The 23,710-nt window shown below is 63.3% G+C and carries 21 protein-coding genes and 1 pseudogene; 7 read left to right on the forward strand and 15 right to left on the reverse strand.

Features of this window, described 5'->3' with window-relative positions:
- Positions 1-123: 123 nt before the first annotated feature.
- Both mutS and ACIPHM_RS04490 read left to right on the forward strand, forming a co-directional pair.
- Positions 124-2,793, forward strand: coding sequence for a DNA mismatch repair protein MutS (mutS, locus tag ACIPHM_RS04485; protein WP_400325335.1), 2,670 nt, complete (start codon positions 124-126; stop codon positions 2,791-2,793).
- Positions 2,794-2,800: 7 nt separating this feature from the next.
- Positions 2,801-4,252, forward strand: a complete 1,452-nt coding sequence (locus ACIPHM_RS04490; RefSeq protein ID WP_400324922.1) for a hypothetical protein — start codon at positions 2,801-2,803, stop codon at positions 4,250-4,252.
- 199 nt (positions 4,253-4,451) lie between these two features.
- Here ACIPHM_RS04490 and ACIPHM_RS04495 read toward each other — a convergent pair whose 3' ends face one another.
- Positions 4,452-4,985 (reverse strand): peptidylprolyl isomerase, encoded by a 534-nt coding sequence (locus ACIPHM_RS04495; RefSeq protein ID WP_400324924.1) that lies wholly within the window; start codon positions 4,983-4,985, stop codon positions 4,452-4,454.
- 242 nt (positions 4,986-5,227) lie between these two features.
- On the opposite strand from ACIPHM_RS04495, the gene ACIPHM_RS04500 reads away from it, so the two are divergent.
- The gene (locus tag ACIPHM_RS04500; RefSeq protein WP_400324926.1) at positions 5,228-6,448 is read left to right on the forward strand and encodes a JmjC domain-containing protein; all 1,221 of its coding nucleotides are present in this window, start codon (positions 5,228-5,230) and stop codon (positions 6,446-6,448) included.
- A gap of 179 nt (positions 6,449-6,627) precedes the next feature.
- A complete protein-coding gene (locus ACIPHM_RS04505; RefSeq protein ID WP_072617452.1) occupies positions 6,628-6,885 on the forward strand; it encodes a hypothetical protein in 258 nt (85 codons plus the stop codon).
- Positions 6,886-7,007: 122 nt separating this feature from the next.
- Here the strand turns inward: ACIPHM_RS04505 and ACIPHM_RS04510 are convergent, their stop codons facing one another.
- The 10 genes and pseudogenes from ACIPHM_RS04510 to ACIPHM_RS04555 all read right to left on the reverse strand — a co-directional run bounded on the left by ACIPHM_RS04510 (position 7,008) and on the right by ACIPHM_RS04555 (position 16,215).
- Entirely contained in the window at positions 7,008-7,802 is a 795-nt protein-coding gene (locus ACIPHM_RS04510; RefSeq protein ID WP_400324929.1) for an MBL fold metallo-hydrolase, read from the reverse strand.
- Between the two features lie 8 nt (positions 7,803-7,810).
- Positions 7,811-8,953 (reverse strand): outer membrane protein assembly factor BamC, encoded by a 1,143-nt coding sequence (bamC, locus tag ACIPHM_RS04515; protein ID WP_400324931.1) that lies wholly within the window; start codon positions 8,951-8,953, stop codon positions 7,811-7,813.
- A 51-nt stretch (positions 8,954-9,004) separates the two neighbouring features.
- Complete coding sequence (dapA, locus tag ACIPHM_RS04520) at positions 9,005-9,922, reverse strand: 4-hydroxy-tetrahydrodipicolinate synthase (RefSeq protein WP_400324933.1); 918 nt, start codon at positions 9,920-9,922, stop codon at positions 9,005-9,007.
- Positions 9,923-9,964: 42 nt separating this feature from the next.
- Positions 9,965-10,564, reverse strand: coding sequence for a class I SAM-dependent methyltransferase (locus tag ACIPHM_RS04525; protein WP_400324935.1), 600 nt, complete (start codon positions 10,562-10,564; stop codon positions 9,965-9,967).
- Positions 10,561-11,763, reverse strand: a complete 1,203-nt coding sequence (locus tag ACIPHM_RS04530) for a tryptophan--tRNA ligase (protein ID WP_400324937.1) — start codon at positions 11,761-11,763, stop codon at positions 10,561-10,563. Before ACIPHM_RS04530 ends, ACIPHM_RS04525 begins: the two co-directional genes overlap by 4 nt.
- Positions 11,764-11,788: 25 nt before the next feature.
- The gene (locus ACIPHM_RS04535) at positions 11,789-12,454 is read right to left on the reverse strand and encodes a site-2 protease family protein (protein WP_400324939.1); all 666 of its coding nucleotides are present in this window, start codon (positions 12,452-12,454) and stop codon (positions 11,789-11,791) included.
- Between the two features lie 73 nt (positions 12,455-12,527).
- Positions 12,528-13,154 (reverse strand): L-threonylcarbamoyladenylate synthase, encoded by a 627-nt coding sequence (locus ACIPHM_RS04540; RefSeq protein ID WP_400324941.1) that lies wholly within the window; start codon positions 13,152-13,154, stop codon positions 12,528-12,530.
- A 12-nt stretch (positions 13,155-13,166) separates the two neighbouring features.
- Entirely contained in the window at positions 13,167-14,000 is an 834-nt protein-coding gene (locus tag ACIPHM_RS04545) for a 3',5'-nucleoside bisphosphate phosphatase (RefSeq protein ID WP_400324943.1), read from the reverse strand.
- 135 nt (positions 14,001-14,135) lie between these two features.
- The gene (locus ACIPHM_RS04550; protein ID WP_400324945.1) at positions 14,136-15,026 is read right to left on the reverse strand and encodes an alpha/beta fold hydrolase; all 891 of its coding nucleotides are present in this window, start codon (positions 15,024-15,026) and stop codon (positions 14,136-14,138) included.
- A 233-nt stretch (positions 15,027-15,259) separates the two neighbouring features.
- Positions 15,260-16,215 (reverse strand): annotated as a pseudogene (locus ACIPHM_RS04555) (ferritin-like domain-containing protein).
- A gap of 49 nt (positions 16,216-16,264) precedes the next feature.
- Between ACIPHM_RS04555 and ACIPHM_RS04560 the strand changes: the two are divergent.
- From ACIPHM_RS04560 to ACIPHM_RS04570, 3 genes are all read left to right on the forward strand, one after another.
- The gene (locus ACIPHM_RS04560) at positions 16,265-16,789 is read left to right on the forward strand and encodes a gamma carbonic anhydrase family protein (protein WP_400324947.1); all 525 of its coding nucleotides are present in this window, start codon (positions 16,265-16,267) and stop codon (positions 16,787-16,789) included.
- Between the two features lie 258 nt (positions 16,790-17,047).
- On the forward strand, positions 17,048-17,983 hold the full coding sequence (gene hslO, locus ACIPHM_RS04565; protein ID WP_400324948.1) for an Hsp33 family molecular chaperone HslO: 936 nt from the start codon (positions 17,048-17,050) through the stop codon (positions 17,981-17,983).
- A 233-nt stretch (positions 17,984-18,216) separates the two neighbouring features.
- Positions 18,217-18,576 carry a hypothetical protein gene (locus tag ACIPHM_RS04570; RefSeq protein ID WP_400324950.1) on the forward strand — a complete coding sequence of 120 codons (360 nt, stop codon included), beginning with the start codon at positions 18,217-18,219 and terminating at the stop codon, positions 18,574-18,576.
- A 152-nt stretch (positions 18,577-18,728) separates the two neighbouring features.
- Here the strand turns inward: ACIPHM_RS04570 and ftsB are convergent, their stop codons facing one another.
- From ftsB to ACIPHM_RS04590, 4 genes are all read right to left on the reverse strand, one after another.
- Positions 18,729-19,160 (reverse strand): cell division protein FtsB, encoded by a 432-nt coding sequence (gene ftsB, locus ACIPHM_RS04575; RefSeq protein WP_400324952.1) that lies wholly within the window; start codon positions 19,158-19,160, stop codon positions 18,729-18,731.
- Positions 19,161-19,233: 73 nt separating this feature from the next.
- Positions 19,234-20,517, reverse strand: a complete 1,284-nt coding sequence (eno, locus tag ACIPHM_RS04580) for a phosphopyruvate hydratase (RefSeq protein ID WP_400324954.1) — start codon at positions 20,515-20,517, stop codon at positions 19,234-19,236.
- Between the two features lie 411 nt (positions 20,518-20,928).
- Complete coding sequence (kdsA, locus tag ACIPHM_RS04585; protein ID WP_400324956.1) at positions 20,929-21,783, reverse strand: 3-deoxy-8-phosphooctulonate synthase; 855 nt, start codon at positions 21,781-21,783, stop codon at positions 20,929-20,931.
- A gap of 31 nt (positions 21,784-21,814) precedes the next feature.
- Positions 21,815-23,473 (reverse strand): CTP synthase, encoded by a 1,659-nt coding sequence (locus ACIPHM_RS04590; protein WP_400324958.1) that lies wholly within the window; start codon positions 23,471-23,473, stop codon positions 21,815-21,817.
- Positions 23,474-23,710 lie beyond the last annotated feature (237 nt).

Below are 23,710 nucleotides of genomic sequence, written 5' to 3' on the forward strand. Positions count from 1 at the left end.
CGCTCATCGTGACCCGACTCGCCCGACCCGTATTCATTCATGACGAGCACCCAAGCCACTCCCGCCCCCGCGAAAGCATCAGATGCACCCGCAGCCCCGGCCGCCACGCCAGCCATCGCAGGCATGACGCCGATGATGCAGCAGTACACCCGCATCAAGGCCGAGCATCCGAACATGCTCGTGTTCTATCGCATGGGCGATTTCTACGAGCTCTTCCATGACGACGCCGCCAAAGCGGCGCGCCTGCTCGATCTCACGCTCACTGCCCGCGGCCAGTCCGGCGGACAGCCGATCCGCATGGCCGGTGTGCCGCACCACGCCGTGGAGCAATATCTCGGCAAGCTGGTCAAGCTCGGCGAATCCGTCGCCATCTGCGAACAGATCGGCGATCCGGCCACGTCCAAGGGACCGGTCGAGCGCAAGGTCGTGCGCATCGTCACGCCCGGCACCCTCACCGACGCCGCCCTGCTCAGCGACAAGCTCGACCAGTACCTGCTCGCCGTACAGATACCGCCCGCACGACGCGCCAGCGAACGCGTCGCCGGTCTCGCGTGGCTGTCGCTCGCCAGCGGCGAACTGCGATTGATGGAAGTGGCCGCCGACAAACTGCCGCGCGAGCTCGAACGCATCCGCCCTGCGGAAACGCTCGTGCCGGACAGCGCCGTCGAAGCCTTCGGCGGCTTCTCCCTCGGCACCACGACGCGCGTGCCCGACTGGCATTTCGACACGGCAGCCGGCACGCAGCGTCTGCGCGATCAACTCGGCGTCGCCAGTCTGACGGCCTTCGGCTGCGACGGCCTCGCCCCGGCACTGGGTGCCGCGGGTGCGTTGTTGCAGTACGCAGCCGCTACGCAGGGCCAATCGCTGCGCCATGTGCAAAGTCTGAACGTGGAGCGGGAAGCGGCCTATATTGGCCTGGACGCCGCCACCCGCCGCAATCTGGAACTCACTGAGACGCTGCGCGGCACCGAATCGCCAACGCTGCTCTCGCTGCTCGACACTTGCGGCACCACGATGGGCAGCCGTCTCATGCGTCACTGGCTGCATCATCCGATACGCGATCAGCAGGTGCCGCAGTCCCGTCAACTGGCCATCGCCACGTTGCTCGAAGGCCCCGGCGCGTGGCGCGCGCTCAACAGCGAACTGCGTCATGTGGCGGACGTCGAGCGCATCACGGCACGGCTGGCGCTGCTTACGGCGCGTCCGCGCGATCTGTCGAGTCTGCGCGACGCGCTGCGCCGTCTGCCCGAACTGCACACCACGCTACGCGCCGTCGAAGCCAGCTCGCCGTTGCTGGCGATGCTGCACGAAGATCTCGCGATTCCGGACGACGCTCTCGCTCTGCTCACGAGCGCTGTGGCCGAAGAACCCGCGGCCATGCTGCGTGACGGCGGGGTCATCGCGCGCGGCCACGACGCCGATCTCGACGAACTGCGCGACATCTCCGAGAACTGTGGCCAGTTTCTCGTCGATCTGGAAACGCGCGAACGCGCCCGCACCGGCATCAACAATCTGCGGGTCGAGTTCAACAAGGTGCACGGGTTCTATATCGAAGTCACGCGCGGCCAGACGGACAAGGTGCCCGACGACTATCGCCGCCGTCAGACACTCAAGAATGCCGAGCGCTACATCACGCCGGAACTGAAGACGTTCGAAGACAAGGCACTGTCCGCGCAGGAGCGCTCGCTCGCGCGGGAAAAGATGCTGTACGACGCGCTGCTGCAATCCCTGCTGCCGCACATCATCGAGTTCAAGCGCATTGCGCAAGCGCTCGCGCAACTGGACGTGCTCGCGTCGCTGGCCGAGCGCGCCGAAACGCTTGGCTGGGTCATGCCCGAGCTGGTACACGATCGCGTGGTCGATATCCGTCAGGGCCGCCATCCGGTCGTCGAGCAGCAAGTGGAGCGCTTTATCGCCAACGACTGCTCGCTGGGCGACCCGCGCCGTCTGCTGCTCATCACTGGCCCGAACATGGGCGGTAAGTCGACGTTCATGCGTCAGACCGCGCTCATCGCGCTGCTGGCTTACGTGGGCTGCTACGTGCCCGCCGAGGCCGTGCGTCTGGGCCCGCTCGACGCGATTTTCACGCGCATCGGCGCCTCGGACGACCTCGCGGGCGGACGCTCGACGTTCATGGTCGAGATGACCGAGTCGGCCGCGATTCTGCACACGGCGACCGATCAGAGTCTTGTGCTGATGGACGAGATCGGGCGCGGCACCTCGACCTTCGACGGTCTGGCGCTGGCGTGGGCGATTTCCCGTCATCTGCTCGGCCACAACCGTTGCTACACATTGTTCGCCACGCACTACTTCGAACTGACGCAACTGCCCGACGAGTTCCCGCAATGCGCGAACGTGCACCTGTCGGCGGTCGAGCACGGCGAAGGGATCGTGTTTCTGCATGCGGTTCAGGATGGCCCCGCGAGCCAGAGTTACGGCTTGCAGGTGGCACAACTCGCGGGGGTGCCCATGCCGGTCATTCGCGCCGCACGCAAGCACCTCGCGCTGCTCGAACAGCAAGCGCTCGATCCCGCGGCGCCGCAACTCGATCTGTTCGCGCCGCGCGCGGCCGCTGAGACGATGGAGCCCGACGTCGGTGACAATGCGTCGGACGATGCCATCGCGCAGCACGCTGTCAGCGCAGGTCATCACAACACCACCGCACGTGATCCGGCCGCTGAAGCAGCGCTGGCCCGATTGGCGCAAATCGATCCGGACGACTTGCGCCCTCGCGAGGCGCTCGATCTGCTTTACGAACTGCGAGGCCTGATGAACGGCCGCGCGAACCCCTGACCCCTCTATGTCGAGCCCGCCTCGCCTGAGCGCTTTCCGTCACCCCGGCATCGGCCTGCTGGCCGCATGCCTCGTGACGTTCGCGCTAGCGATCGGCTCGGCAGGCGTGTCAGCAACGCCCGCGAGCGCGAAGTCACCCGCGAAGGCCGCCGCCCAACCACCACCCAAGTCGACCAAACCGCCATCGTTCGAGTTCGCGGTGCTGGGCAATACGCCGTTTAGCAGCACCGAAGTGCCCGTGGTGCGTAGCGTGCTGGCTAACATCGGTGACAGCCAGGCGGCGTTCGTCGTACATGCGGGTAATCTCAAAAACGTGACCGAGTCGTGCCGCGACGAGCTCGTCACGCAACGTCTGAGTCTGCTCGCCAGTTCGCCCAAACCGATGATTTACGTGCCGGGCGCGAACGATTGGGCGGATTGCGAGCGAGCGAAAGACGGCAGCTACAACCCGGTGGAGCGTCTGGACTTTTTGCGCGATCACGCCTTCGACGACGAGGCGCTGCTCGGCCCCGGCCCCGTCGGCTACTCGCAGTTCGACCTCACGCGTCAGAGCGAGATGGCACGCTTTCGGCAATATCACGAGAACGTGCGATGGTTCTATCGCGGCGTGGTCTTCGTCGGATTGAATATTCCCGGCAACAACAATAACTACCGCTCCGCCGGGGGACGTAACGGCGAGTACGAGGACCGGGTGATTGCCACGCGCGTGTGGTTACAGCACGCGCTCGTCTATGCACAGCAGAAAGATGCCCTCGGCATGGTCATCGTTGCGCAGGCAGATCCGGAGTTCGAACCGGCGCGCAGTGGGGGACTAAGCGGCCTCTTTTCGGACCGCGGCGCACGCCATGGTGTGGACGGCTACAAGGATTTCCGCACGCAGTTGCAGCGGCTCGCAAGCCGCTTCAAGGGGCCGATTCTGCTCATCGACAGCGGCAAGGCCATGCGTCACGGGCAACCGCTGCGCGATATGCGTGGCGCGCCGGTGAAGTCCTTTACGCAACTGACCACGTTCGGCTCACCGAGCGTCAACCGATGGGTTCGCGTGAAGGTCGATCCGCGCAGCCCGCAACTCTTCCACTTCGAGAACGTGGCGCTGCCGCCGAACAGCCCGACGCCCCCCGCTGCCAGCGCTACGCGCAACAGCAACGGCACGGCGTCTGCCCAGAGCCAGGCGACGAATGCCGATCAGGGACGAACGCCTGTCGGTGGGGTGGCGTCCGCGCCGGGGAGCGCCTCTGTGGCAGTGCCATCCGCCGCGCCGGGGGCCGCCAATCCGGTCAACGCGGCGAATGGGCCTAATGCGCCTAATGCACCCTACGCGCCCTACTCAGTGCTGTACCCCGCCTCAGGATTGTCGACCAACAATTCGGTCAGCTCGGACCCGAATCAGGGCGTCATGCCCATCGGCCCCGCCCTGCTCCCGAGTGCGGCCGCACTCGGCGCGACGCACGGCCACTGATTTCTGCGAAGCAGCGTCGAGGAACGCCCCGACCCGCCTGCCGGGAAGCGATCAACGCCCCCCATCTCAAAACGCAAACGCCGGGTCGGCGCATCACCTGTTGCGATGCGCCGACCCGGCGAATGTCTGACACAGCTCGCGCGCTGCGCGTCACCTGCCTCACCTTATGGCGATCAAGTCACGCACAACCGCGCTCCGATTAGTGCAGCGTGGGAGCGTCGTCTTCGTCTTCGTCTTCGTCGACGATTTCGAGACCCGATGCGCCGTGCGCATGCTGGTGCTCGACTTCTTCTTCCGTAGCCTGACGCACGTCAGTGACCTTCAATTCGAAGCGCAGCGCCATGCCCGCGAGCGGGTGGTTGCCGTCGAGCACGACCTTGTCGTCGGCAACGTCCGTCACCGTGTAGATCAACGTGTCGGCCTCTTCGTCGCCATCTTCCGGCGTGCCTTCGAACTGCATGCCGACTTCGAGCGGGTCCGGGAAACGGCCGCGCTCTTCGATCTTGATCAGCTCGGAATCGTAGTCGCCGAACGCGTCGGCCGGTTCCAGTTGCAGTTGCGTTTCATAGCCGACGTCCTGGCCATCGAGCGCTTCCTCGATCTTGGGGAACGTGCCATCATATCCGCCGTGCAGATAAACCATCGGCTCGGCGCCGCTTTCTTCGATCAGGTTGCCCTGAGCGTCCGACAACTTGTAAGTCACCGAGACGACGGTATTCTTTTCGATCTTCATCAAACTCTCCGAAAAACAGCCCGCATTATACGCGTAGCTGCCTGACAACGACCCGGCACCGACATCAAGGCGCGTGAGCAGGTTGCGGCACCCGGTCCCGACACACGCCAGAATGCGCCCGAGCACCTCGTGCAGCAGGCGGCATTCAGGCTTGCGGACAAGGGGCCGACACGCGCCATGTCACCTCACTTGTCACGCCGGCCGTCGCCCAAGACGTCACCTTTAAACGCATCGATCTACGCATGACGACATCTCGCCCCACCCTGCCGTTGCTCGGCGGCCTCGACCCCGACGCGTTCATGAAGCGCTATTGGCACAAGCGCCCGCTGCTCATCCGTCAAGCCATCCCCGGCTTCACCGCACCACTCTCGCGCGATGCGCTGTTCGCGCTCGCCGCGCAAGACGATGTCGAATCGCGTCTTATCAGTCACGCCCGCAAACGCTGGCAACTCGATCACGGCCCGTTCGAAGCCGACGACCTGCCGCCGCTCACGCGCAAACAGTGGACGCTGCTCGTGCAAGGCGTGAACCTTCACGCGCCGGCCATCGACGCCCTCATGCAACAGTTTCGCTTCATTCCCGATGCGCGTCTGGACGATGTGATGATCAGCTACGCGACCGACGGCGGTGGCGTCGGTCCACATCTGGATTCTTACGACGTGTTTCTGCTACAAGCCCACGGCAAACGCCGCTGGCGCATCGGACCGCAACGCGACACGACGTGGCTCGAAGACGTGCCGCTGCGCATCCTGAAGCACTTTGAAGCCGAAGAGGAATGGGTGCTGGAGCCGGGCGACATGCTGTATCTGCCGCCGGGTTATGCCCACGATGGCGTGGCCGAGGGCGAGTGCATGACATATTCCATCGGTTTTCGTGCACCGCTCGAACAGGAGATGCTTCAGAACTTCCTGTACTACCTCGCAGAAAACGCTGCGGAGTTGCCGTTCGCACGTCATTTCGCTGGCCGATACGCGGACCCGGGACAGTCGGCGGTCAAACACCCCGCGGCACTCCCCGAGGCCATGATCGACGCGCTCGTCTCACAGCTCGAGCGAGTGCGTTGGGGACAGAAGGAGGTGGAAGATTTTCTCGGGCGCTGGCTGAGCGAACCGAAGTCTCACGTGTTCTTCGACTCGCCGGAAAAGCCACTGTCGATGTCACGTTTCGTGCACGAAGCATCTTCTAGAGGTGTCGCGCTCTCAGCAAAGTCCCAATTGTTGTATCGACGCAACCGATGCTACGTCAACGGCGAGCCGCTCGAAGTCCCTGTCACCGCACGCTCGACGTTACGGCGACTCGCCGACCAACGTGAGCTGAACGCAGAGGAATGTGCGAATTTCGAGCAAAAAGGCCAAGAAATCGTTGAAATTCTGTACGATTGGTATGCTTCGGGATGGCTGCAACTCGGACCAGACTCGAAGTCGGTGCGAAAGTTGCGCACCGTAAGGAAAAAAGCGGGGTAATTACGCGAGATTGACGTGACGCGTTGGGGAAAACCCAATATAATTTCTCGCCAAGCAGCTTGCATGACCAAGGGTAATCCTCAATTGCCAATGTCTCGCAATCGGCTTTGCGCTGGCAAGAGCGTATTACCGTAACTAATTATTCATTCGCTTGTCTTCTACCATAAAAGGACGTGATCATGAAGAAGTCTCTCCTCGTCGCTTCGTTGTTGGCTATCGCCCTGACCGCCTGCGGCAAGAAGGAAGAAGCCGCTGCTCCGGCTGCTGACGCTGCCGCTTCGGCTGCTACGGCTGCTTCGGACGCCGCTTCGGCTGCTGGCGCTGCTGCTGATTCGGCTGCTTCGGCTGCTGGTGCTGCTGCTGACACGGCCGCTTCGGCTGCTGGTGCTGCTGCTGACGCCGTTGCTTCGGCTGCTGACGCTGCTGCCAGCAAGTAAGCTCTCGCTGCCGCAAGGCAGTTGAGCAAAAAAAGCCGGTCTTCTGACCGGCTTTTTTGCGTCTGCACCACGGACACCTTTCGTATCGTGCTCCGCATCGAGACAGTGCCGCCTTCACGCCGCTAGCACATCAACCAATCGAACCCACCCGCCTGCGTTGCCACGAGAATCTCCGTCGCTTCGCTGCCGATCACGGCTGACATCGCCGCCATCGCCAATTCCGGCGTATTGTTCTGCTCGCTCAGATGCGCACAAACCACGCGCTGAAGTCTTGCCCTATCGATCCCGCCCAGAATCTCGGCCGCCGCATCGTTCGCCAAATGTCCATAAGTCCCACCAATACGCGCCTTAAGTGATGCCGGGTACCTGCTGTTCGCCAGCATCTCTCGATCATGGTTGCATTCGAGCACCAGGGCGTCGCACCCGCCGAGCGTGGCGATCAAATGTGCCGTCGGACATCCCGCGTCTGTGAGCACACCCAGCCGGCGCGCGCCGTCGGAAAACACGAACTGCAGCGGCTCGCGCGCGTCGTGAGGCACGGTATAGGGATGAAGTTCGATGCCGCCCACGCTCAGCCGCTCGTCGGAGCGGCACCAGCGCACGAGCGTATCGTCACCCTCGGTGATTTTGAGCGTGGCATGGGCCTTGACCGCCTGCCCCGTCCCCCAGCTCATGATGAGCGGGATTCGATACTTGCGAGCAAGAGAGAGTGCACTGCCGATGTGGTCGGCGTGTTCATGCGTGATCACAATGGCGTCGAGTGACGCCACGTCGACCGAGCGCGCCGTCAGGCGACGCTCGATCTCTCGCATCGAGAATCCGCAATCGAGGAGAATGCGTGTCGTGGAGGCGCCTTCCGACGCCTCCACCAGCAGGGCGTTACCTTCGCTGCCGCTGCCTAGACTGGCGAACCGCACACCCCGCCTTAACGGAGCTGGTTGCCGATCACGCTGATGATCGTCTGAGCGATCTGCGAGTTGTCGACGTTACCCTTGTCGTCGAGCACCTGCACACGCGTCTGGCTATCGCCACGCCCCTGCACGTTCACGCTGTACTTCTTGGCCTTCTTCTGGTCCTGCACTTCCTTCGCATGGAACAGGCTGTAGAAAAAGCCATTGTCCTTGGCAAGCGATGCCGGATCGACATAACTCACAAAGTACAGACCCTTCGCGCGGTCACGATCGTCCACGGTGAAGTTACCGCGATCGAGCGCCACGCCCACACGGCGCCATGCACGGTCGAACGGCTCGTTGATGTCGAGGTACGAAGCGTCAGCCGTTTTCACGACCTGGCTCGTCGGACCGCCGGCACGAGCGTTCTCCACTTGCGCCTTAGCCTGATCGGCCTGCGCACCGAAGCGCTGCATCAGCTTGGTCAGCATGATCGCTTCGAGACCCGGATCGTTCGGCGCCGGCTCCCACTTGGTCGTGTCCTTCTGCGAGTTCGTGAACACTTCCACCATGCGACGGTGCGTGATGTAGATGTCCGTGCCGCCGTTCGGATCGCGCTCCACACGGGTGCGGAAGCGGTCGCGTTCGCCGGTGGAATACAGACCGTCGAGCACCTTGCCAAGCAGATCGCGGATGATGTCCTGATTCAGCTTGGCGCGGTTTTCCGCCCAGTCGGTTTCCATCACGCCCGTGTCCGACGAGTCGATCGTCAGCACGAAGCCGTTTTCCTGCCAGAACTCACGCAGTGTCGGCCACAGGTCGCCGGCCGGCTTCTGAATCACGAGCCAACGCTCGTTGCCGTCGCGCACGACCTTCATGCCCGGCACGTCCGGCAGCACCGTGTCGGCCGGATTCGCCGCCACGACCTTCTGCTGGTTTTCGTAAGTCGACAGGGTGGCGGTGCCGCCCGGCGTCACATACTTGCGGTCGGCGGCCTGAACATTCGTCAGATCCGGCGGAACGTCGAGCGAGGGGCCGGTCTTCGAGCTTTTGTAGTCGACCTTATCGGACGACAGGGCGCTCGACAGCGAGCTACATCCGGCGACGAGCGCCAACGAGGCAATAGCGGCCCATGCCAGCACGGGACGAGCTACGGAATTACTGACGATTCGTTTCATGAGTCGCAAAAAAATGGGTGGGCAATCGAACCCGGGTGCCTTAACGACAGCTTAGACAACGGCGATATTGGCCGACTTGAGGGCTTCGAGCACCGTGTCCTGATACGGCTGCGCAAGGGGCGTAAGCGGCAGGCGGATGCCCGACGCGATCATGCCCATCTTTTGCAGCGCCCACTTCACGGGGATCGGATTGGCTTCGACGAACATGGCACGGTGCAGTTCGAACAACTTGAATTGCAGTTCCCGTGCCTTGGCCACGTCGCCGGCCAGCGCAGCCGCGCACAACTCGTGCATCGCACGCGGCGCCACGTTGGCGGTGACCGAGATATTACCCTGACCGCCCATGAGCATGAGCGCAACAGCCGTCAGGTCGTCGCCGCTGTACACGGCGAAGTGCTTCGGGGCGCGCCGGATCAGGTCGATGCCCCGATCCAGATTGCCCGTAGCATCTTTCACGCCAACGATGCCCGGCACTTGCGCCAGGCGCAGCAGCGTTTCGTTGCTGGCGTCTGCCACGGTACGGCCGGGCACATTATAGAGAATGACCGGAAGCTCGACGGCTTCGGCAATGGCGCGGAAGTGTTGGTACTGACCTTCCTGCGTCGGCTTGTTGTAGTACGGCACGACTTGCAGCGATGCATCGGCGCCTACCTGCTTCGCGTGCTTCGTCAGCTCGATGGCTTCGGCCGTCGAATTGCCGCCGGTGCCGGCGATCACGTGCACCTTGCGTCCGCGCGACTCACCGGCTTCTGCGGTTTGCTTGACGGCGATCTCGATGAGTTCGCAGTGCTCTTCGACGTTGACCGTCGGCGATTCACCCGACGTACCGACGATCACGATACCGTCCGTGCCTTCGTCGACGTGCCAGTTGATCAGGTTACGCAGTGCTTCGCGGTCAAGGCTGCCATCCTCTGCCATCGGCGTGACAATCGCGACGATACTGCCTTGAATCGGAGTTTGGGTAGTCATGGTTGATCGAACAATTCAGCGATAAGGGTGGATTGTAGCGGATTACGCCGCCGGCTCGTACAGGGCGGCGGTGCCGGGGTTTTCCCCGGGGACAGCAGCACGTGCGGCACACAGACGCTGCACGCATGCCGCACGCGGTGCCGGCAGCGTCACGTCTTCGAAGCCCGCAACGCGCAAACCCGCCTCGCGCGCCACGTCCAGCAATTCCCCCGGCGCCAGCAGAAACAGCGGATTTGACGGCTTCCCGTACCTTTCGTTTCCCTGCGCAAAGGTTTCGTAAATCAACACACCGCCCGGCGCCACGCTCGCGGCAATTCGCGGGAACAGCGGCCGGTGCAGATAGTTTGTGACGATGACCGCATCGAACACGACATCGACCGGAAACGGCCAGGCCGCGCCCTCCAGGTCCGCGGCCAACGTCGTGACGTTCGCAAGCGTTGACATCGTGGCAAGCGCGGCCGCGTCGCGGTCGACTGCCGTGACGCGTGCGCCGCGATCGACAAGCCAGCGCGTGTGACGTCCGTGACCGCACGCCAGATCGAGCACACGGGCACCCGGCCCAATCAGATGCGCCCAGCGCATCAGCCATGACGACGGTGCGCCGGTGCCATGCACCACGCCGGATGCGGCCGCCTCCGTCATGAATACTGAAGTCCCATGGCTTCGCGCACGTCGCGCATGATTTCCTGCGCGGACTTGCGGGCCTTCTCGCAGCCGTCGGCAACGATCGCGCGCAGCAGCGACGGATCGTCCATGTACTTCTGGGCGCGCTCCAGCATGGGTTGCTGCTCGCGCAGAATGCCCTCGATGACCGGTTGCTTGCACTCGATACAGCCGATACCGGCGCTGCGGCAGCCCTTCTGGACCCACTCGCGCGTGTCGTCGTCGCTGTAGACCTGATGCAGTTGCCACACCGGGCACTTGTCGGGATCGCCCGGATCGGTGCGACGCACGCGCGCCGGGTCCGTCGGCATCGTGCGCACCTTCTTGGTAATCGATTCCGCGTCTTCGCGCAGGCCGATGGTGTTGTTATAGGACTTCGACATCTTCTGCCCGTCGAGCCCCGGCATGCGCGAGGCCGGCGTCAGCAGCGCCTGCGGCTCCACGAGAATCAGCTTGCGGGCGCCCTCCAGATAACCGAACAAACGCTCACGGTCTCCCATCGACAGCGACTGCGATTCGGACAGCATCGCGCGCGCCTGTTCGAGCGCCTCGTCGTCGCCCTTTTCCTGATAAGCCGTGCGAAGGTCCAGATAGAGCTTCGAGCGCTTGCCGCCGAGCTTGCGCGCCGCCGCGATCGCCTTCTCCTCGAAGCCGGCTTCGCGGCCGTAAAGATAGTTGAAGCGCCGCGCGATTTCGCGCGTCATTTCCACGTGCGGCACCTGATCTTCACCCACCGGCACGTGCAGTGCCCGATAGAGCAGGATGTCGGCGGCCATCAGCACCGGATAACCGAGAAAGCCGTACGTCGACAGATCCTTTTCCTTGAGTTTCTCGATCTGTTCCTTGTACGTCGGCACGCGCTCGAGCCAGCCCAGCGGCGTGCTCATGCCGATGAGCAGTGCCAGTTCCGCGTGCTCGGGCACCTTGCTCTGGATGAACAGCGTGGCCTGATTCGGATCGATCCCTGCGGCCAGCCAGTCGATCAGTACGTCCCATACGTTCTGTTCGATGACTTCCGGCGTTTCGTAGTGTGTGGTGAGCGCGTGCCAATCGACCACGCAGAAGTAGCACGGATACTCCGACTGGAGTTGAATCCAGTTCTTGAGCACGCCGTGATAGTGGCCGAGGTGCAGGCGACCGGTCGGTCGCATGCCGGAGAAAACGCGTTCGGGGTACATGGTCTCGTTATGTTCTGCAAAAACTTCAGGAAATCAGCGACAGCAACGGCGTGAGCATCCAGACAATCAGGTCACGCCCCCACTGGATCAGCGGCCACAGCCAGACACGGCCCAGCACACCGCTGACCACCAGCGCCATCACGATGAAAAAGCCGTAAGGTTCCAGGCGCGAGAGCGTATACGCTGCGCGTGCGGGCAGCAGCGACACCAGCACGCGTCCGCCGTCCAGCGGCGGCAACGGAAACAGGTTGAACATGCACATCACGAGGTTCACCAGGAGACCGGCCTGCGCCATCATCATGAAGAACGGTTCGCGAACGCCAGCGATTTGCAGCCCGACGCCGAACAAGGCCCACAGAATCGCCTGCGCGAAGTTGCACAGCGGCCCGGCGAGTGCCACCCAGATCGTATCGACGCGCGGATTGCGCAGACTGCCGAACGCGACTGGCACCGGCTTGGCGTAACCGAACAGAAATGCCCCGCTCGTCATGAAATAAAGCGCGAGCGGCACGATTACCGTGCCGATCGGATCGATGTGCTTGAGGGGATTGAGCGTCACGCGCCCCATCAGGAAGGCCGTAGGGTCGCCGAAATACTTCGCGACATAGCCGTGCGCAGCCTCGTGCAAGGTAATCGCAAAGAGGACCGGGAGCGCGTAGACCGCAATGGTCTGGATCAGATCTGCATTCATAGCCGACTATTGTAACAAGCAGACCTGCACGCCAGTATTTCCTAACCTTACAAAGATTGAGAGGCTCACCCGGTCACGACAGGCCAAATGGCGCGAGCGAGCCTCGCCCGCGACGCAGCACTTCGGGTGGTGTCACCGTCAGATCGACAACCGTCGACGGCTCCTTGGGACACGCCCCGCCGTCGATCACCAGATCCAACTGCTTTTCGAGCCGTTCGCGAATCTCTTCCGGGTCGTTCAGCGGCTCGGTTTCGCCCGGCAGAATCAGCGTCGTGGCGAGTAGCGGCTGGCCCAGTTCTTCAAGCAATGCCAGCGTGATGGCATGCTCCGGCACCCGCAGCCCGATGGTCTTTCTCGACGGATGCGAGAGGCGTCGCGGCACCTCTTTCGTCGCTTCCAGAATGAACACGTACGGGCCCGGTGTCGTCGCCTTGATCAGCCGGTATTGCCGGTTGTCGACCATGGCGAACTCGGCCAGCTCCGACAGATCGCGCACGAGCAGGGAGAGCAACTGCTTCTCGTCGAGCCCGCGAATGCGGCGCAAACGGTCGACGGCCTGCTTATCGTCGATGTGACAGGCAATCGCATAGCTCGAATCGGTCGGCAACGCGACAATACCTCCCTTGTCGATGATCTGGATGGCTTGCTTGATAAGACGTGACTGCGGATTTTCCGGATGAATCTGGAAGAATTGCGACATATTGTCGGAAGGTTACTGCCAGCGGCTCCAGACCGGGGTGAGATCGTCGGGCAACGGTGGCAGCTTGCCGAGCAGCGCGCGGCTCTCGGTCGGTCCATGGAAATCCGAGCCGCGCGACGCCAGAAATCCGTACTGACGCGCGACATCGGCATACTCGCGGTACTGATCCGGCGTGTGGCTGCCGGTCACGACTTCAATCGCTTCACCGCCCAGTTCGCGGAACTGATCGAACAGCGCGCCGAATTCGAGCTGCGTGAATTTATAGCGGCCGGGGTGCGCCACGACCGCAATGCCCCCCGCGCCCCGGATCCACTTCACGGCATTCTCGAGCGTCGCCCAGCGATGCGGCACGTAGCCCGGACGGCCTTCCGAAAGATACGTCGCAAACACGTCGGAGACCGATGCGCATTTTCCGATTTCCACCAGAAAGCGCGCAAAGTGCGTGCGTGAAATCAGATCGGGATTGCCGACGAATCGCAGCGCACCTTCATAAGCGCCCGGTATGCCGGCTGCCGCCAGTTGCTCGCTCATCTGCTGCGCGCGCTCCGCACGACCGCCGCGTGTGGCCGCCAGACCGTCGATCAGCGCCGGATTATCGGCATCGATATTCAGTCCGACGATGTGCACCGTGCGGTTCGCCCACGTGATCGAAATCTCGACGCCGCTCACATAGCGCATGCCAAGGGCCTCTGCCGCCGCGCGCGCCTCGCGCTGACCGCCGATCTCGTCGTGATCCGTTAGCGCCCAAAGGTCGACGCCGGCCTCGAATGCGACCTGCGCCACTTCGGACGGCGTGAGCGTGCCGTCCGACACCTTGGAATGACAATGAAGATCCGCGTTGAGCATGATGAGCCGCCGGGCGATGGCACCGCTGCATCTCGGGCCCTTCCGACACCGGACACCGGCGTGTGACGTGATAATGACGCTTTCATTCTACCGCTCAAGTGCACGCAACGCGAGTTGCCTGCACGCTCACTGCGCTCACTCGCGGCAGAAGTCGTCGATCAGCCGCGCCACGGCTTCCGGCTGATCGTGATGCAGCATATGCCCCGCATCGTCGACGAAGGCCTCCGTCAAATTCGGAAAGACCTTGAACCGTTCCCGGAAGATGTCCTTACCTTGCGCACCGGCGAAATGCTGCAGAACGTCCGAATCGTTCGCTTCGACATGCAGCACGGGCGCCGTTACCTGACGCCATACGGCCATCGCCTCGTCCAGACGATAGGGGTATGGGTTCGCGATCTTGTGGGCCGCGTCGGCCAGCAGATGCCATTGCCCGTCGCGCGCCTGACGCGCCCAACGCTGCGCCAGCCATTCGGCACGCGCCGGGGTGAGACGCGAGTTCGTCTTGCGCAAGCGCGCCGCCACGTCTTCGAGCGACGCGTAGGGGCGCAGCGTCGGCATCGTCTGCAAATCGTCGAGCCAGCGGCCGAGTTGACGAATCGCGGCAGTCGGCAACGAAGCCGGCAAGCCGAAACCCTCCAGATTCACGAGACGCCGCACGCGCGTTGACCGCACACCGGCGTACAGGCAGGCGACGTTGCCACCCATGCTGTGGCCGATCAGGTTGATGGCTTCGCCGGGCTCGGTGTAGACATCGAGCAAGGCGTCGAGATCGGCGAGGTAGTCGGGGAACCAGTAGCTACCGGCGCGGCCGTCGGCGACCGGCCAATCGGTGAGGCCGAAGCCGCGCCAGTCCGGCGCGAGCACATGCCAGCGCGGCGCGAGCGTTTGCGCCACGAACTGGAAAGACGCCGCTACGTCCATCCATCCGTGAAGCGCAAACAGCTTCGGCGCGCCGGGCGTGCCCCACTGGCGGACATGGTGGCGCAGGCCGCGCACTGTCAGAAACTCGGAACGCGAATCGATCATGACGCAGATGGAAAGTGAAGAGGCGAACGATGGGGGAACGTCGAGTATATCGGCTGACATCGACGCACCAGAAGCCGCGTCAAAAAGGGTACCCGGCATGCCGCGTGACGGGGCGGCGATCTGTGGCGATCCGGCGGTGATGGGGTGGCGATGGGGTGGCGATGGGGTGGCGATGGGGTTGCGATGGGGTGGCGATGGAGTGGCGATGGAGTGGCGATGCACCTGCGGCAGCATCACTCGCTGGCCAGAAGCGCGGCAAGTTCGTCGTCATCGAAACCTGCCGCCCGGCGTGCTTCCAGGTTGAACGGCCCACGCAGGCGCGGCGCACCGTACTGTACGGCCAACCGGGCATAGGTTTCGATTGGCGCGCATCCGGCGCGCTCGCAGCCCCAGCGGTACCACCGGTTCCCGATGGCGACATGGCCGATTTCGTCACGCAGGATGATGTCGAGAATGGCTGCGCCAGCCACATCGCCCGCGCTCGCGAGCTTGGCCCTGATCGGCGGACTGGCGTCGAGGCCTCGCGCTTCCAGCGTACGCGGCACGAGCGCAAGGCGGGCCAGCCAGTCGCCGGACGTGCGGCGCGCCATGTCCCAGAGGCCGTCATGCGCGGGGAAGCAGCCATAGCCGTACTCGTCGCCCAGCGTTTTCAAGTGCGCCGCACAAGCAGCGAGAAGTGATACGCCTCTTCGGCGGCGACCTGAAGCCAGTCGTCGTAGTAGTCGGCGGGCAGGCCGTCGAAGCGCCACACGGCGTCGAGCGCAAGGTTGATCGCGTTGAATTCGATGTGAGCGAGCGCGTGCAGCAGCGCGGCGCGTCCCGCGACCGACGTCACGGCACGTTGCTTCAATTCGCGTGGCGACACCAGCTTCGGTGCGCTCGGACGCCCCGGGATGCTGGCGTCGTCCTCATGGCCCTCGCCTCCCTCATTGCCCTCCCCGCTCCCTGCCGCGCCGTTCGCTAGCGCGAGGCGTCGTTCCGGGTACCAGCGCGCGCGACCTTCTCGCACGCTGTCGCGAAGCGCCGTGACGCCGCCGGCCTTATCGAACGGATCGCAGCGTCGCAGCAGCTCAAGGGCGTGGGCTCGGGCACAGTCGGACGGGCCGTTCGGCGCGCAAGCGTCGGTGGAATTGCCGGAAACGGCGAGGTGCGCGGCATGAGCGCCGGGCGCAGGAGTGAAATCGGCCATGACGTTACAATAGCTGTTTCGTCGATTTTAACCGCGAACCGAAGCCGCTATGCCGATCTATAAACTTGGAGACAAGACCCCGCAGATCCACGAGAGTGCTTTCGTGGCCGACACCGCCACCATCATCGGCGAGGTGATTCTCGCCGAGAACAGCAGCGTGTGGCCGGGGGTTGCGATTCGCGGCGACAACGAGCCGATCAAGGTCGGCGCGGGCACCAACGTGCAGGAGGGCGCCGTGCTGCACGCCGACCCGGGCTTTCCGCTCACGTTGGCCGAGGGCGTAAGCGTCGGCCATCAGGCCATGCTGCATGGGTGCACGGTGGGTGAGAACTCGCTGATCGGCATTCAGGCCGTACTGCTCAACGGTGCCGTCATCGGTCGCGACAGTCTGGTGGGCGCAGGTGCGCTAGTCACCGAGCGCAAGACCTTCCCGGATCGCTCCCTGATTTTGGGCGTGCCCGCCAAGGTCGTACGCGAGCTCACGGACGAGGAAGTCGCCAACCTCAAGCGCAATGCCGACGTCTATGCAACGCGCCGGCAAGTCTTCAAGGAACAACTGGTGCGCATCGGCTGAACGCGCCACCCGCGGCGGTGCGCGTTGGCAGTCCGGCGCGCGAGCCTTCGCCGCCGGCAGGTTGAAAATGCGGTGCGCGCCCCCAGATAACGCAACATTGACGCGCCAATCGTCGGTTTTCTGTGGAAAGCCGGGACCGCGTGTACGAGCCAATGTTCGACGATTTGTGCGATTTGCGCCCCACATTCGTCATCTCGTCGCGTTGTCCTGCCGCCCGCTCCACTCACCGCCGTGGCCGCATTTTTCAGGAATTCGACCGTGTCCGATCAGCTTCAGAAATTCATGTTCGACGCCGCCCCCGTGCGCGGCGAGTACGTCAGCCTCGACGCCACCTGGCGCGCCGTGCTGGAACGTCACGACTACCCGGCGCCCGTGCGCCATATGCTCGGCGAGATGATGGCCGCCGCAGCACTGCTCACCGCCAACGTCAAATTCGACGGCGCGCTGGTCCTGCAATTGCACGGTGACGGCCCCGTCAGCATGGTCGTCGTCGAATGCAATGCCGACCTGACCATGCGCGCGACCGCGAAGTACAGCGGCGAGATTCCCGAAGACGCGACGCTCAAGTCGATGGTCAACGTGAACGGCCAGGCGCAGTTTGCCATCACGCTCGATCCCCGCATCAAGCAACCGGGCCAGCAACCCTATCAGGGCGTGGTGCCGCTCTCGGACGAGCACGGCCCGTTGCCCGACATCGCGTCGGTGCTCGAGCACTACATGCACCATTCGGAGCAGCTCGATACGCGCCTGTGGCTCGCGTCGGACGATCACCATGTGGTCGGCGTGCTGTTGCAGAAACTGCCGCAGCATGGCGGCACGGCAGGCAGCGGTGCCGAGCGCGCTCCGGAAGATGAGGAAGAGACGTGGAATCGCGTTTGCCAATTGGGCAACACGCTCAAGCGCGACGAAATGCTGAGTACCGACCGCGAGACGCTGCTGCATCGCTTGTTCTGGGAAGAAGCGGTGCGCGTGTTCGACCCGCTGCCCACGGCATTCCGGTGCACGTGTTCGCGCGAGCGCGTCACCAACATGCTGCGCACGCTGGGTGAGGCGGAAGTCATGAGCGTGTTCGACGAGCGTCCGAATCTGGAGGTGGCGTGCGAGTTCTGCCGCCAGACGTATCACTTCGACAAGGTCGACGCTGCTCAACTCTTTACGGAGCAGTTGCATGCTGCGCCGGCCGTACAGCACTAAAAAACGGAAAGATGTGGAATCACCGGCGCACGGAACGACCGGCGCGCCGGTGAATCTGAGCTCACATCCGGTGAGGGGGAGCGCATCGCCGCCGCCTCCTCGCCTGCTGGCACCGCTGTCAATCCACGGGTTATTGCGCCATGTCCCGAGTCGCTTTCAACACTGCCCTGAATACGTCTAACGACGGCGATACGCGTTCCCCGCGGAAGCGGCCGGCTCGGGCATCGCAACCCTTGCGGTCTGTCGCTGGCGCCCTCGGCACTCTGGTGCTGACGTTCGCCTCCGGTTGTGCGCAACTTCAACTGCCGCCGCCTGACGTCCCGTCGGCGCGTTTGCCGCAAACGCAGCAAGACGCTCCGGCGATGACCGATGCGCAGAAGCAGGATCTAACACGTCTGAACAAACGCATTTACGACGAGCAGGAAACGACCATCGAGCGCGAACGTGCGCAGCGCGCCCTCGACGACGCAATACGCAGCCGCAACCCGTACTTTTACGGCGGCTGGGGCGGCCCGGGTTGGTACGGCCCGGGATGGTATGGGCCGGGCGGGTACGGCCCGCGCTCGTCGGTGGGTGTGAGCGTCGGCTTCTGAGTGGCAACAGCACAGAAAACGGGCAGGACACCCCGGCACGCAAGGTCGAGGATGGAATAAAAAAGGCGCTCCCGAAGGCGCGCCTTTTCGTTTTACCGTCTACGCTTCATTGCCAGCAGCGGCCAGTACCGTTCAAGAACCGTCAGCGGCGATCAGTGATGCTGTGCCTTGTGCGCCGACTGCGCCCTGCCCTTCGTCTGCGACGGCGGCACGGCGGCTGGCGGCGCAGCAGCGACCGTCTTGTGAGCCGGCTCGGTCGACGACACGAGCGGCACACCGGCACCGGACGCGCCCTGCGGACCGCCAGAGCCATCCGCGCCCACAAACTGCACGAACACTTCGCCGTCCTTGACCATGCCCAGCTCGAAACGAGCGCGCTCTTCGATCGCTGCCGTGCCGTCCTGCAAATCCTGCACTTCGCCGGCAAGGCGATCGTTACGTTCTTTCAACTGCTCGTTTTTCTGCTGTTCGGCGCTCAGCTCGTCGCGCAGTTCGTGCACGTACAACCAACCACCGTGGCCGAACCAGAGCGGATACTGGATCACTACTAATAGCAGCACCAGTACCAAGGTCACCATTCGCATGCTTTCGCCTGGCAAGAATTCCGGGAAGACGCCCCTGACCGGAATCAGGGTTTAACTTCCCGGGGAAACGGAATTAGCGCAGATTGTAAAACGTTTCCTTGCCCGGATACGAAGCGATATCGCCGAGATCCTCTTCGATGCGCAGAAGCTGGTTGTACTTGGCAATACGATCGCTGCGCGAGAGCGAGCCGGTCTTGATCTGACCCGCATTGGTGCCCACGGCGATATCGGCAATCGTCGAGTCTTCGGTTTCGCCCGAACGATGCGACACCACGGCGGTGTAACCGGCACGCTTGGCCATCTCGATGGCAGCGAACGTCTCGGTCAGCGTACCGATCTGGTTGATCTTGATGAGGATCGAGTTGGCCACGCCCTGCTCGATACCTTGCTTCAGGATCTTCGTGTTGGTCACGAACAGGTCGTCGCCGACCAGTTGCACCTTCTTGCCCAGCTTGTCCGTCAGGACCTTCCAGCCAGCCCAGTCGTCTTCCGACATGCCATCTTCGATCGAGACGATCGGGAACTTGTCGCACAGATTGGCCAGATAGTCGGCGAACTCTTCCGAGGTCAGCGACAGGCCTTCACCGGCCAGTTCGTACTTGCCGTTCTTGTAGAACTCGGTCGAAGCGCAGTCCAGCGCGAGCAGCACGTCGTCGCCCAAACGGTAACCAGCCTTTTCGACCGCTTCCTGAATGGTCGTGAGGCATTGTTCGTTCGACTCGAAGTTCGGTGCGAAACCGCCTTCGTCGCCCACGGCCGTGCTCCAGCCCTTCTCGGCGATCAGCGACTTGAGTGCGTGGAAGATCTCGGTGCCGCAGCGCAGCGCTTCGCGGAAGCTCGACTGGCCAACCGGCATCACCATGAATTCCTGGATGTCCAGGCTGTTGTTGGCGTGCGCGCCGCCGTTGACGATGTTCATCATCGGCACCGGCATTTGCATGGCGCCCGAACCGCCGAAGTAGCGGTACAGCGGCAGGCCGGCTTCTTCGGCGGCGGCCTTGGCCACGGCCATCGACACGGCCAGCATGGCGTTCGCACCGAGGCGCGACTTGTTGTCCGTGCCGTCGAGCTCGATCAGGGTCTTGTCCAGAAAGGCCTGTTCAGCAGCGTCCAGGCCCATGATCGCTTCCGAAATCTCGGTATTGATGTGCTCGACCGCCTTCTGCACACCCTTGCCGAGATAGCGCGACTTATCGCCGTCGCGCAGTTCGATCGCTTCGCGCGAGCCGGTCGATGCACCCGACGGCACTGCCGCCCGGCCCATCACGCCCGACTCCAGCAGCACGTCGCACTCGACCGTCGGATTGCCGCGCGAGTCCAGCACTTCGCGCCCGATGATATCTACGATTGCACTCATGTATTCCTCGGTATCTATATGACAAAAACGCTAAAGGGAACCTGCTGCGCGCCGCGGCTCTGCCTGCGACCTGCCGCGCCCACGCCGGGCGCTGGACACGAACGTGCAGCGCGCCGAATCCTGACGTGGACACCGATGCAGCGCTTGCACGCGCACCGGATGGGCAATACGTAGACGGGGGAACAACGGCGCCTCGAAATGAGGCACGGCGGCCTGAGGGATGACATCGATGTCGACGGTGCGCTCGGCGTACTGCACGCGGGCATCTCCTGGAGGGCTCGCCCTCGCGGCGGCCATTGACGACCGCTGCGCGATAAGCTTAACGACTCGACGCCGTGCTGCCAAGGCGTCGGACCGCTATACCCGTCCTGTGGGCGTGCTGATAGTGGCCCCAGGACGGTGTGCTTCATTTCAGTTGAAATTGGTTTCCAGAAACTCGCCCTGCTTCACCGCCGCATCAATGGTCTTGAGCGTGGTGAGCAATTCGCGCATGCGCTTGAGCGGCACGGCGTTCGGACCGTCCGAGAGGGCGCAGGCCGGGTCCGGGTGGGTCTCCATGAACAGACCAGAGACGCCCACGGCAACCGCCGCACGCGAGAGCACGGGCACGAACTCGCGCTGACCACCCGAACTGGTGCCTTGCCCGCCGGGCAACTGCACCGAGTGCGTGGCATCGAACACGACCGGCGCACCGGTCTCGCGCATGATCGCCAGCGAGCGCATGTCCGAGACCAGATTGTTGTAGCCGAACGAGACACCGCGTTCGCAGGCCATGAACACGTCATCGGGCAGACCGGCTTCGCGCGCAGCGTCGCGGGCCTTGTCGATGACGTTGATCATGTCGTGCGGCGCGAGAAACTGCCCCTTCTTGATGTTCACCGGCTTGCCCGATTGGGCGCAGGCACGGATGAAATCGGTCTGGCGGCACAGGAAGGCCGGCGTCTGCAACACATCGACGATCGGCGCGGCCACGGCCACGTCTTCCTCGGTATGCACATCGGTGAGCACCGGCACGCCGAGTTGACGGCGAACTTCCTCAAGGATCTTCAGGCCCTGCTCGCGGCCGGGGCCGCGATACGACTTGCCCGAGCTGCGATTGGCCTTGTCGAACGACGACTTGTAGATGAACGGAATGCCCAGCGCGCTCGTAATTTCCTTGAGCTGACCCGCGACGTCGATCGTCATTTGCTCCGACTCGACGACGCAGGTACCCGCGATCAGGAAAAACGGCTTGTCCAGGCCAACATCGAAACCGCACAGTTTCATGGGAACTCCTTGTGCTCGCTCGCTACGCGTCTCAGGCGGCCTTCTTGCGCGCTTGCTGACCTGCCAGCGCTGCTTCGACGTAAGCCTTGAAGAGCGGGTGGCCGTCGCGCGGCGTCGACGTGAACTCGGGGTGGAACTGGACACCCACAAACCACGGGTGCACCTGTTGCGGCAGTTCCATCATCTCCGGCAGGTTCTCGGTCGGCGTGCGAGCCGAGATCACCAGACCAGCGGCTTCGAGCTGCGGCACGTAGTGGTTGTTGACTTCGTAACGGTGGCGGTGACGCTCGTTGACCGTCTCGCCGTAGATGCGCGACGCCAGTGTGCCGGTCTTGACCGGCACACGCTGCGAGCCCAGGCGCATCGTGCCCCCCAGATCCGAATCTTCGGTACGCTGCTCGACCTTGCCACCCCGGTCCTGCCACTCGGTGATGAGGGCGACGACCGGATGCGGCGTCGACGGCTCGAATTCCGTACTGTTGGCTTCGCCCAGCTTGGCGACGTCGCGCGCGAATTCGATCACGGCGAGCTGCATGCCGAGACAGATGCCCAAATACGGCACACGGTTTTCGCGAGCGTAGCGGATCGCCTTGATCTTGCCTTCGGTACCGCGACGGCCGAAACCGCCCGGTACGAGAATGGCGTCCAGATGCTTGAGTGCATCGGTGCCGTCCTTCTCGACCTGCTCGGAATCGATGTACTCGATGTTCACGCGCGTTTCCGTGTGGATGGCGGCGTGACGCAGCGCTTCGATCAGCGACTTGTACGACTCGGTCAGATCGACGTACTTGCCGACCATACCGATGGTGACCTCGTGCTTCGGGTTCTCGACCGCGTGCACCAGACGCGTCCACATGGACAGGTCGGCCGGCTTGGCTTCGATCTTCAGCTCGTCGCAGATGATCTTGTCCATGCCCTGGTCATGCAGCATTTGCGGAATCTTGTAAATCGTGTCGACGTCCCACACCGAGATCACGGCGTCTTGCGGGATGTTCGCGAACAGCGAAATCTTGGCGCACTCGTCTTCCGGAATCTGGCGGTCCGCGCGGCACAGCAGCACGTCCGGTGAGATACCGATTTCGCGCAGCTTCTGCACGCTGTGTTGCGTCGGCTTGGTCTTGAGCTCGCCGGCCGTCGCGATATACGGCACGAGCGTCAGGTGCACGAAGGCCACGCTGTTGCGGCCCAGGCGCAGGTTCATCTGACGTGCGGCTTCGAGGAACGGCAGCGACTCGATGTCACCGACCGTGCCGCCGATTTCGACGATGGCAACGTCGGGATGGCCGTCCCACGTCGAACGCGCACCGCGCTCGACGAAAGCCTGAATTTCATTGGTGATGTGCGGAATGACCTGAACGGTCTTGCCGAGATACTCGCCACGGCGTTCCTTGCGGATCACCGACTCGTAGATCTGGCCCGTCGTGAAGTTGTTCGCACGACGCATCTTCGCACTGATGAAGCGCTCGTAGTGACCCAGATCGAGGTCGGTTTCCGCACCGTCCTCGGTCACAAACACCTCGCCGTGCTGGAACGGGCTCATCGTGCCCGGATCGACGTTGATGTAGGGGTCAAGCTTGAGGAGGGTGACTTTTAGGCCACGCGATTCGAGAATCGCGGCCAGAGATGCGGCAGCAATTCCCTTACCAAGAGAGGAAACCACGCCGCCCGTGACAAAAACGAATTTGGTCATCGCAGTAATTGCTCGCGGGAAAGCCGGATTATACCCGAAAGCCGTCACTCCCTCGACGTGCAGCGCGGCAAATTTTGGCCTTGACAGGTGCTGCGCGCGGCGTCCCGTCACGACCGGCGCGCCCCCGGCCGGAATCCCCTCGCGTCTTAAGGCTTGTCTGCGCAAAACGCTCCCGGCTGAACTCGGCGGTCGCTCCTGGGTCGCGCGTCCGCCGTTCGGCCGCCGCTCCGTCAATCA

The organism is Pandoraea sp. NPDC087047 (genome assembly GCF_044745225.1).
In the GTDB taxonomy this organism is placed as follows: domain Bacteria; phylum Pseudomonadota; class Gammaproteobacteria; order Burkholderiales; family Burkholderiaceae; genus Pandoraea.

Bases quoted from the DNA above. Each gene is read 5' to 3' on its own strand.
- ACIPHM_RS04500 (WP_400324926.1), top strand. From the start codon at position 5,228: ATGACGACATCTCGCCCCACCCTGCCGTTGCTCGGCGGCCTCGACCCC.
- ACIPHM_RS04550 (WP_400324945.1), bottom strand. From the start codon at position 15,026: ATGATCGATTCGCGTTCCGAGTTTCTGACAGTGCGCGGCCTGCGCCAC.
- mutS (WP_400325335.1), top strand. From the start codon at position 124: ATGACGCCGATGATGCAGCAGTACACCCGCATCAAGGCCGAGCATCCG.
- dapA (WP_400324933.1), bottom strand. From the start codon at position 9,922: ATGACTACCCAAACTCCGATTCAAGGCAGTATCGTCGCGATTGTCACG.
- ACIPHM_RS04530 (WP_400324937.1), bottom strand. From the start codon at position 11,763: ATGTACCCCGAACGCGTTTTCTCCGGCATGCGACCGACCGGTCGCCTG.
- ACIPHM_RS04545 (WP_400324943.1), bottom strand. From the start codon at position 14,000: ATGCTCAACGCGGATCTTCATTGTCATTCCAAGGTGTCGGACGGCACG.
- ACIPHM_RS04525 (WP_400324935.1), bottom strand. From the start codon at position 10,564: ATGACGGAGGCGGCCGCATCCGGCGTGGTGCATGGCACCGGCGCACCG.
- kdsA (WP_400324956.1), bottom strand. From the start codon at position 21,783: ATGAAACTGTGCGGTTTCGATGTTGGCCTGGACAAGCCGTTTTTCCTG.
- eno (WP_400324954.1), bottom strand. From the start codon at position 20,517: ATGAGTGCAATCGTAGATATCATCGGGCGCGAAGTGCTGGACTCGCGC.
- ACIPHM_RS04590 (WP_400324958.1), bottom strand. From the start codon at position 23,473: ATGACCAAATTCGTTTTTGTCACGGGCGGCGTGGTTTCCTCTCTTGGT.
- ACIPHM_RS04560 (WP_400324947.1), top strand. From the start codon at position 16,265: ATGCCGATCTATAAACTTGGAGACAAGACCCCGCAGATCCACGAGAGT.
- ACIPHM_RS04505 (WP_072617452.1), top strand. From the start codon at position 6,628: ATGAAGAAGTCTCTCCTCGTCGCTTCGTTGTTGGCTATCGCCCTGACC.
- ACIPHM_RS04495 (WP_400324924.1), bottom strand. From the start codon at position 4,985: ATGAAGATCGAAAAGAATACCGTCGTCTCGGTGACTTACAAGTTGTCG.
- ftsB (WP_400324952.1), bottom strand. From the start codon at position 19,160: ATGCGAATGGTGACCTTGGTACTGGTGCTGCTATTAGTAGTGATCCAG.
- bamC (WP_400324931.1), bottom strand. From the start codon at position 8,953: ATGAAACGAATCGTCAGTAATTCCGTAGCTCGTCCCGTGCTGGCATGG.
- ACIPHM_RS04490 (WP_400324922.1), top strand. From the start codon at position 2,801: ATGTCGAGCCCGCCTCGCCTGAGCGCTTTCCGTCACCCCGGCATCGGC.
- ACIPHM_RS04535 (WP_400324939.1), bottom strand. From the start codon at position 12,454: ATGAATGCAGATCTGATCCAGACCATTGCGGTCTACGCGCTCCCGGTC.
- ACIPHM_RS04540 (WP_400324941.1), bottom strand. From the start codon at position 13,154: ATGTCGCAATTCTTCCAGATTCATCCGGAAAATCCGCAGTCACGTCTT.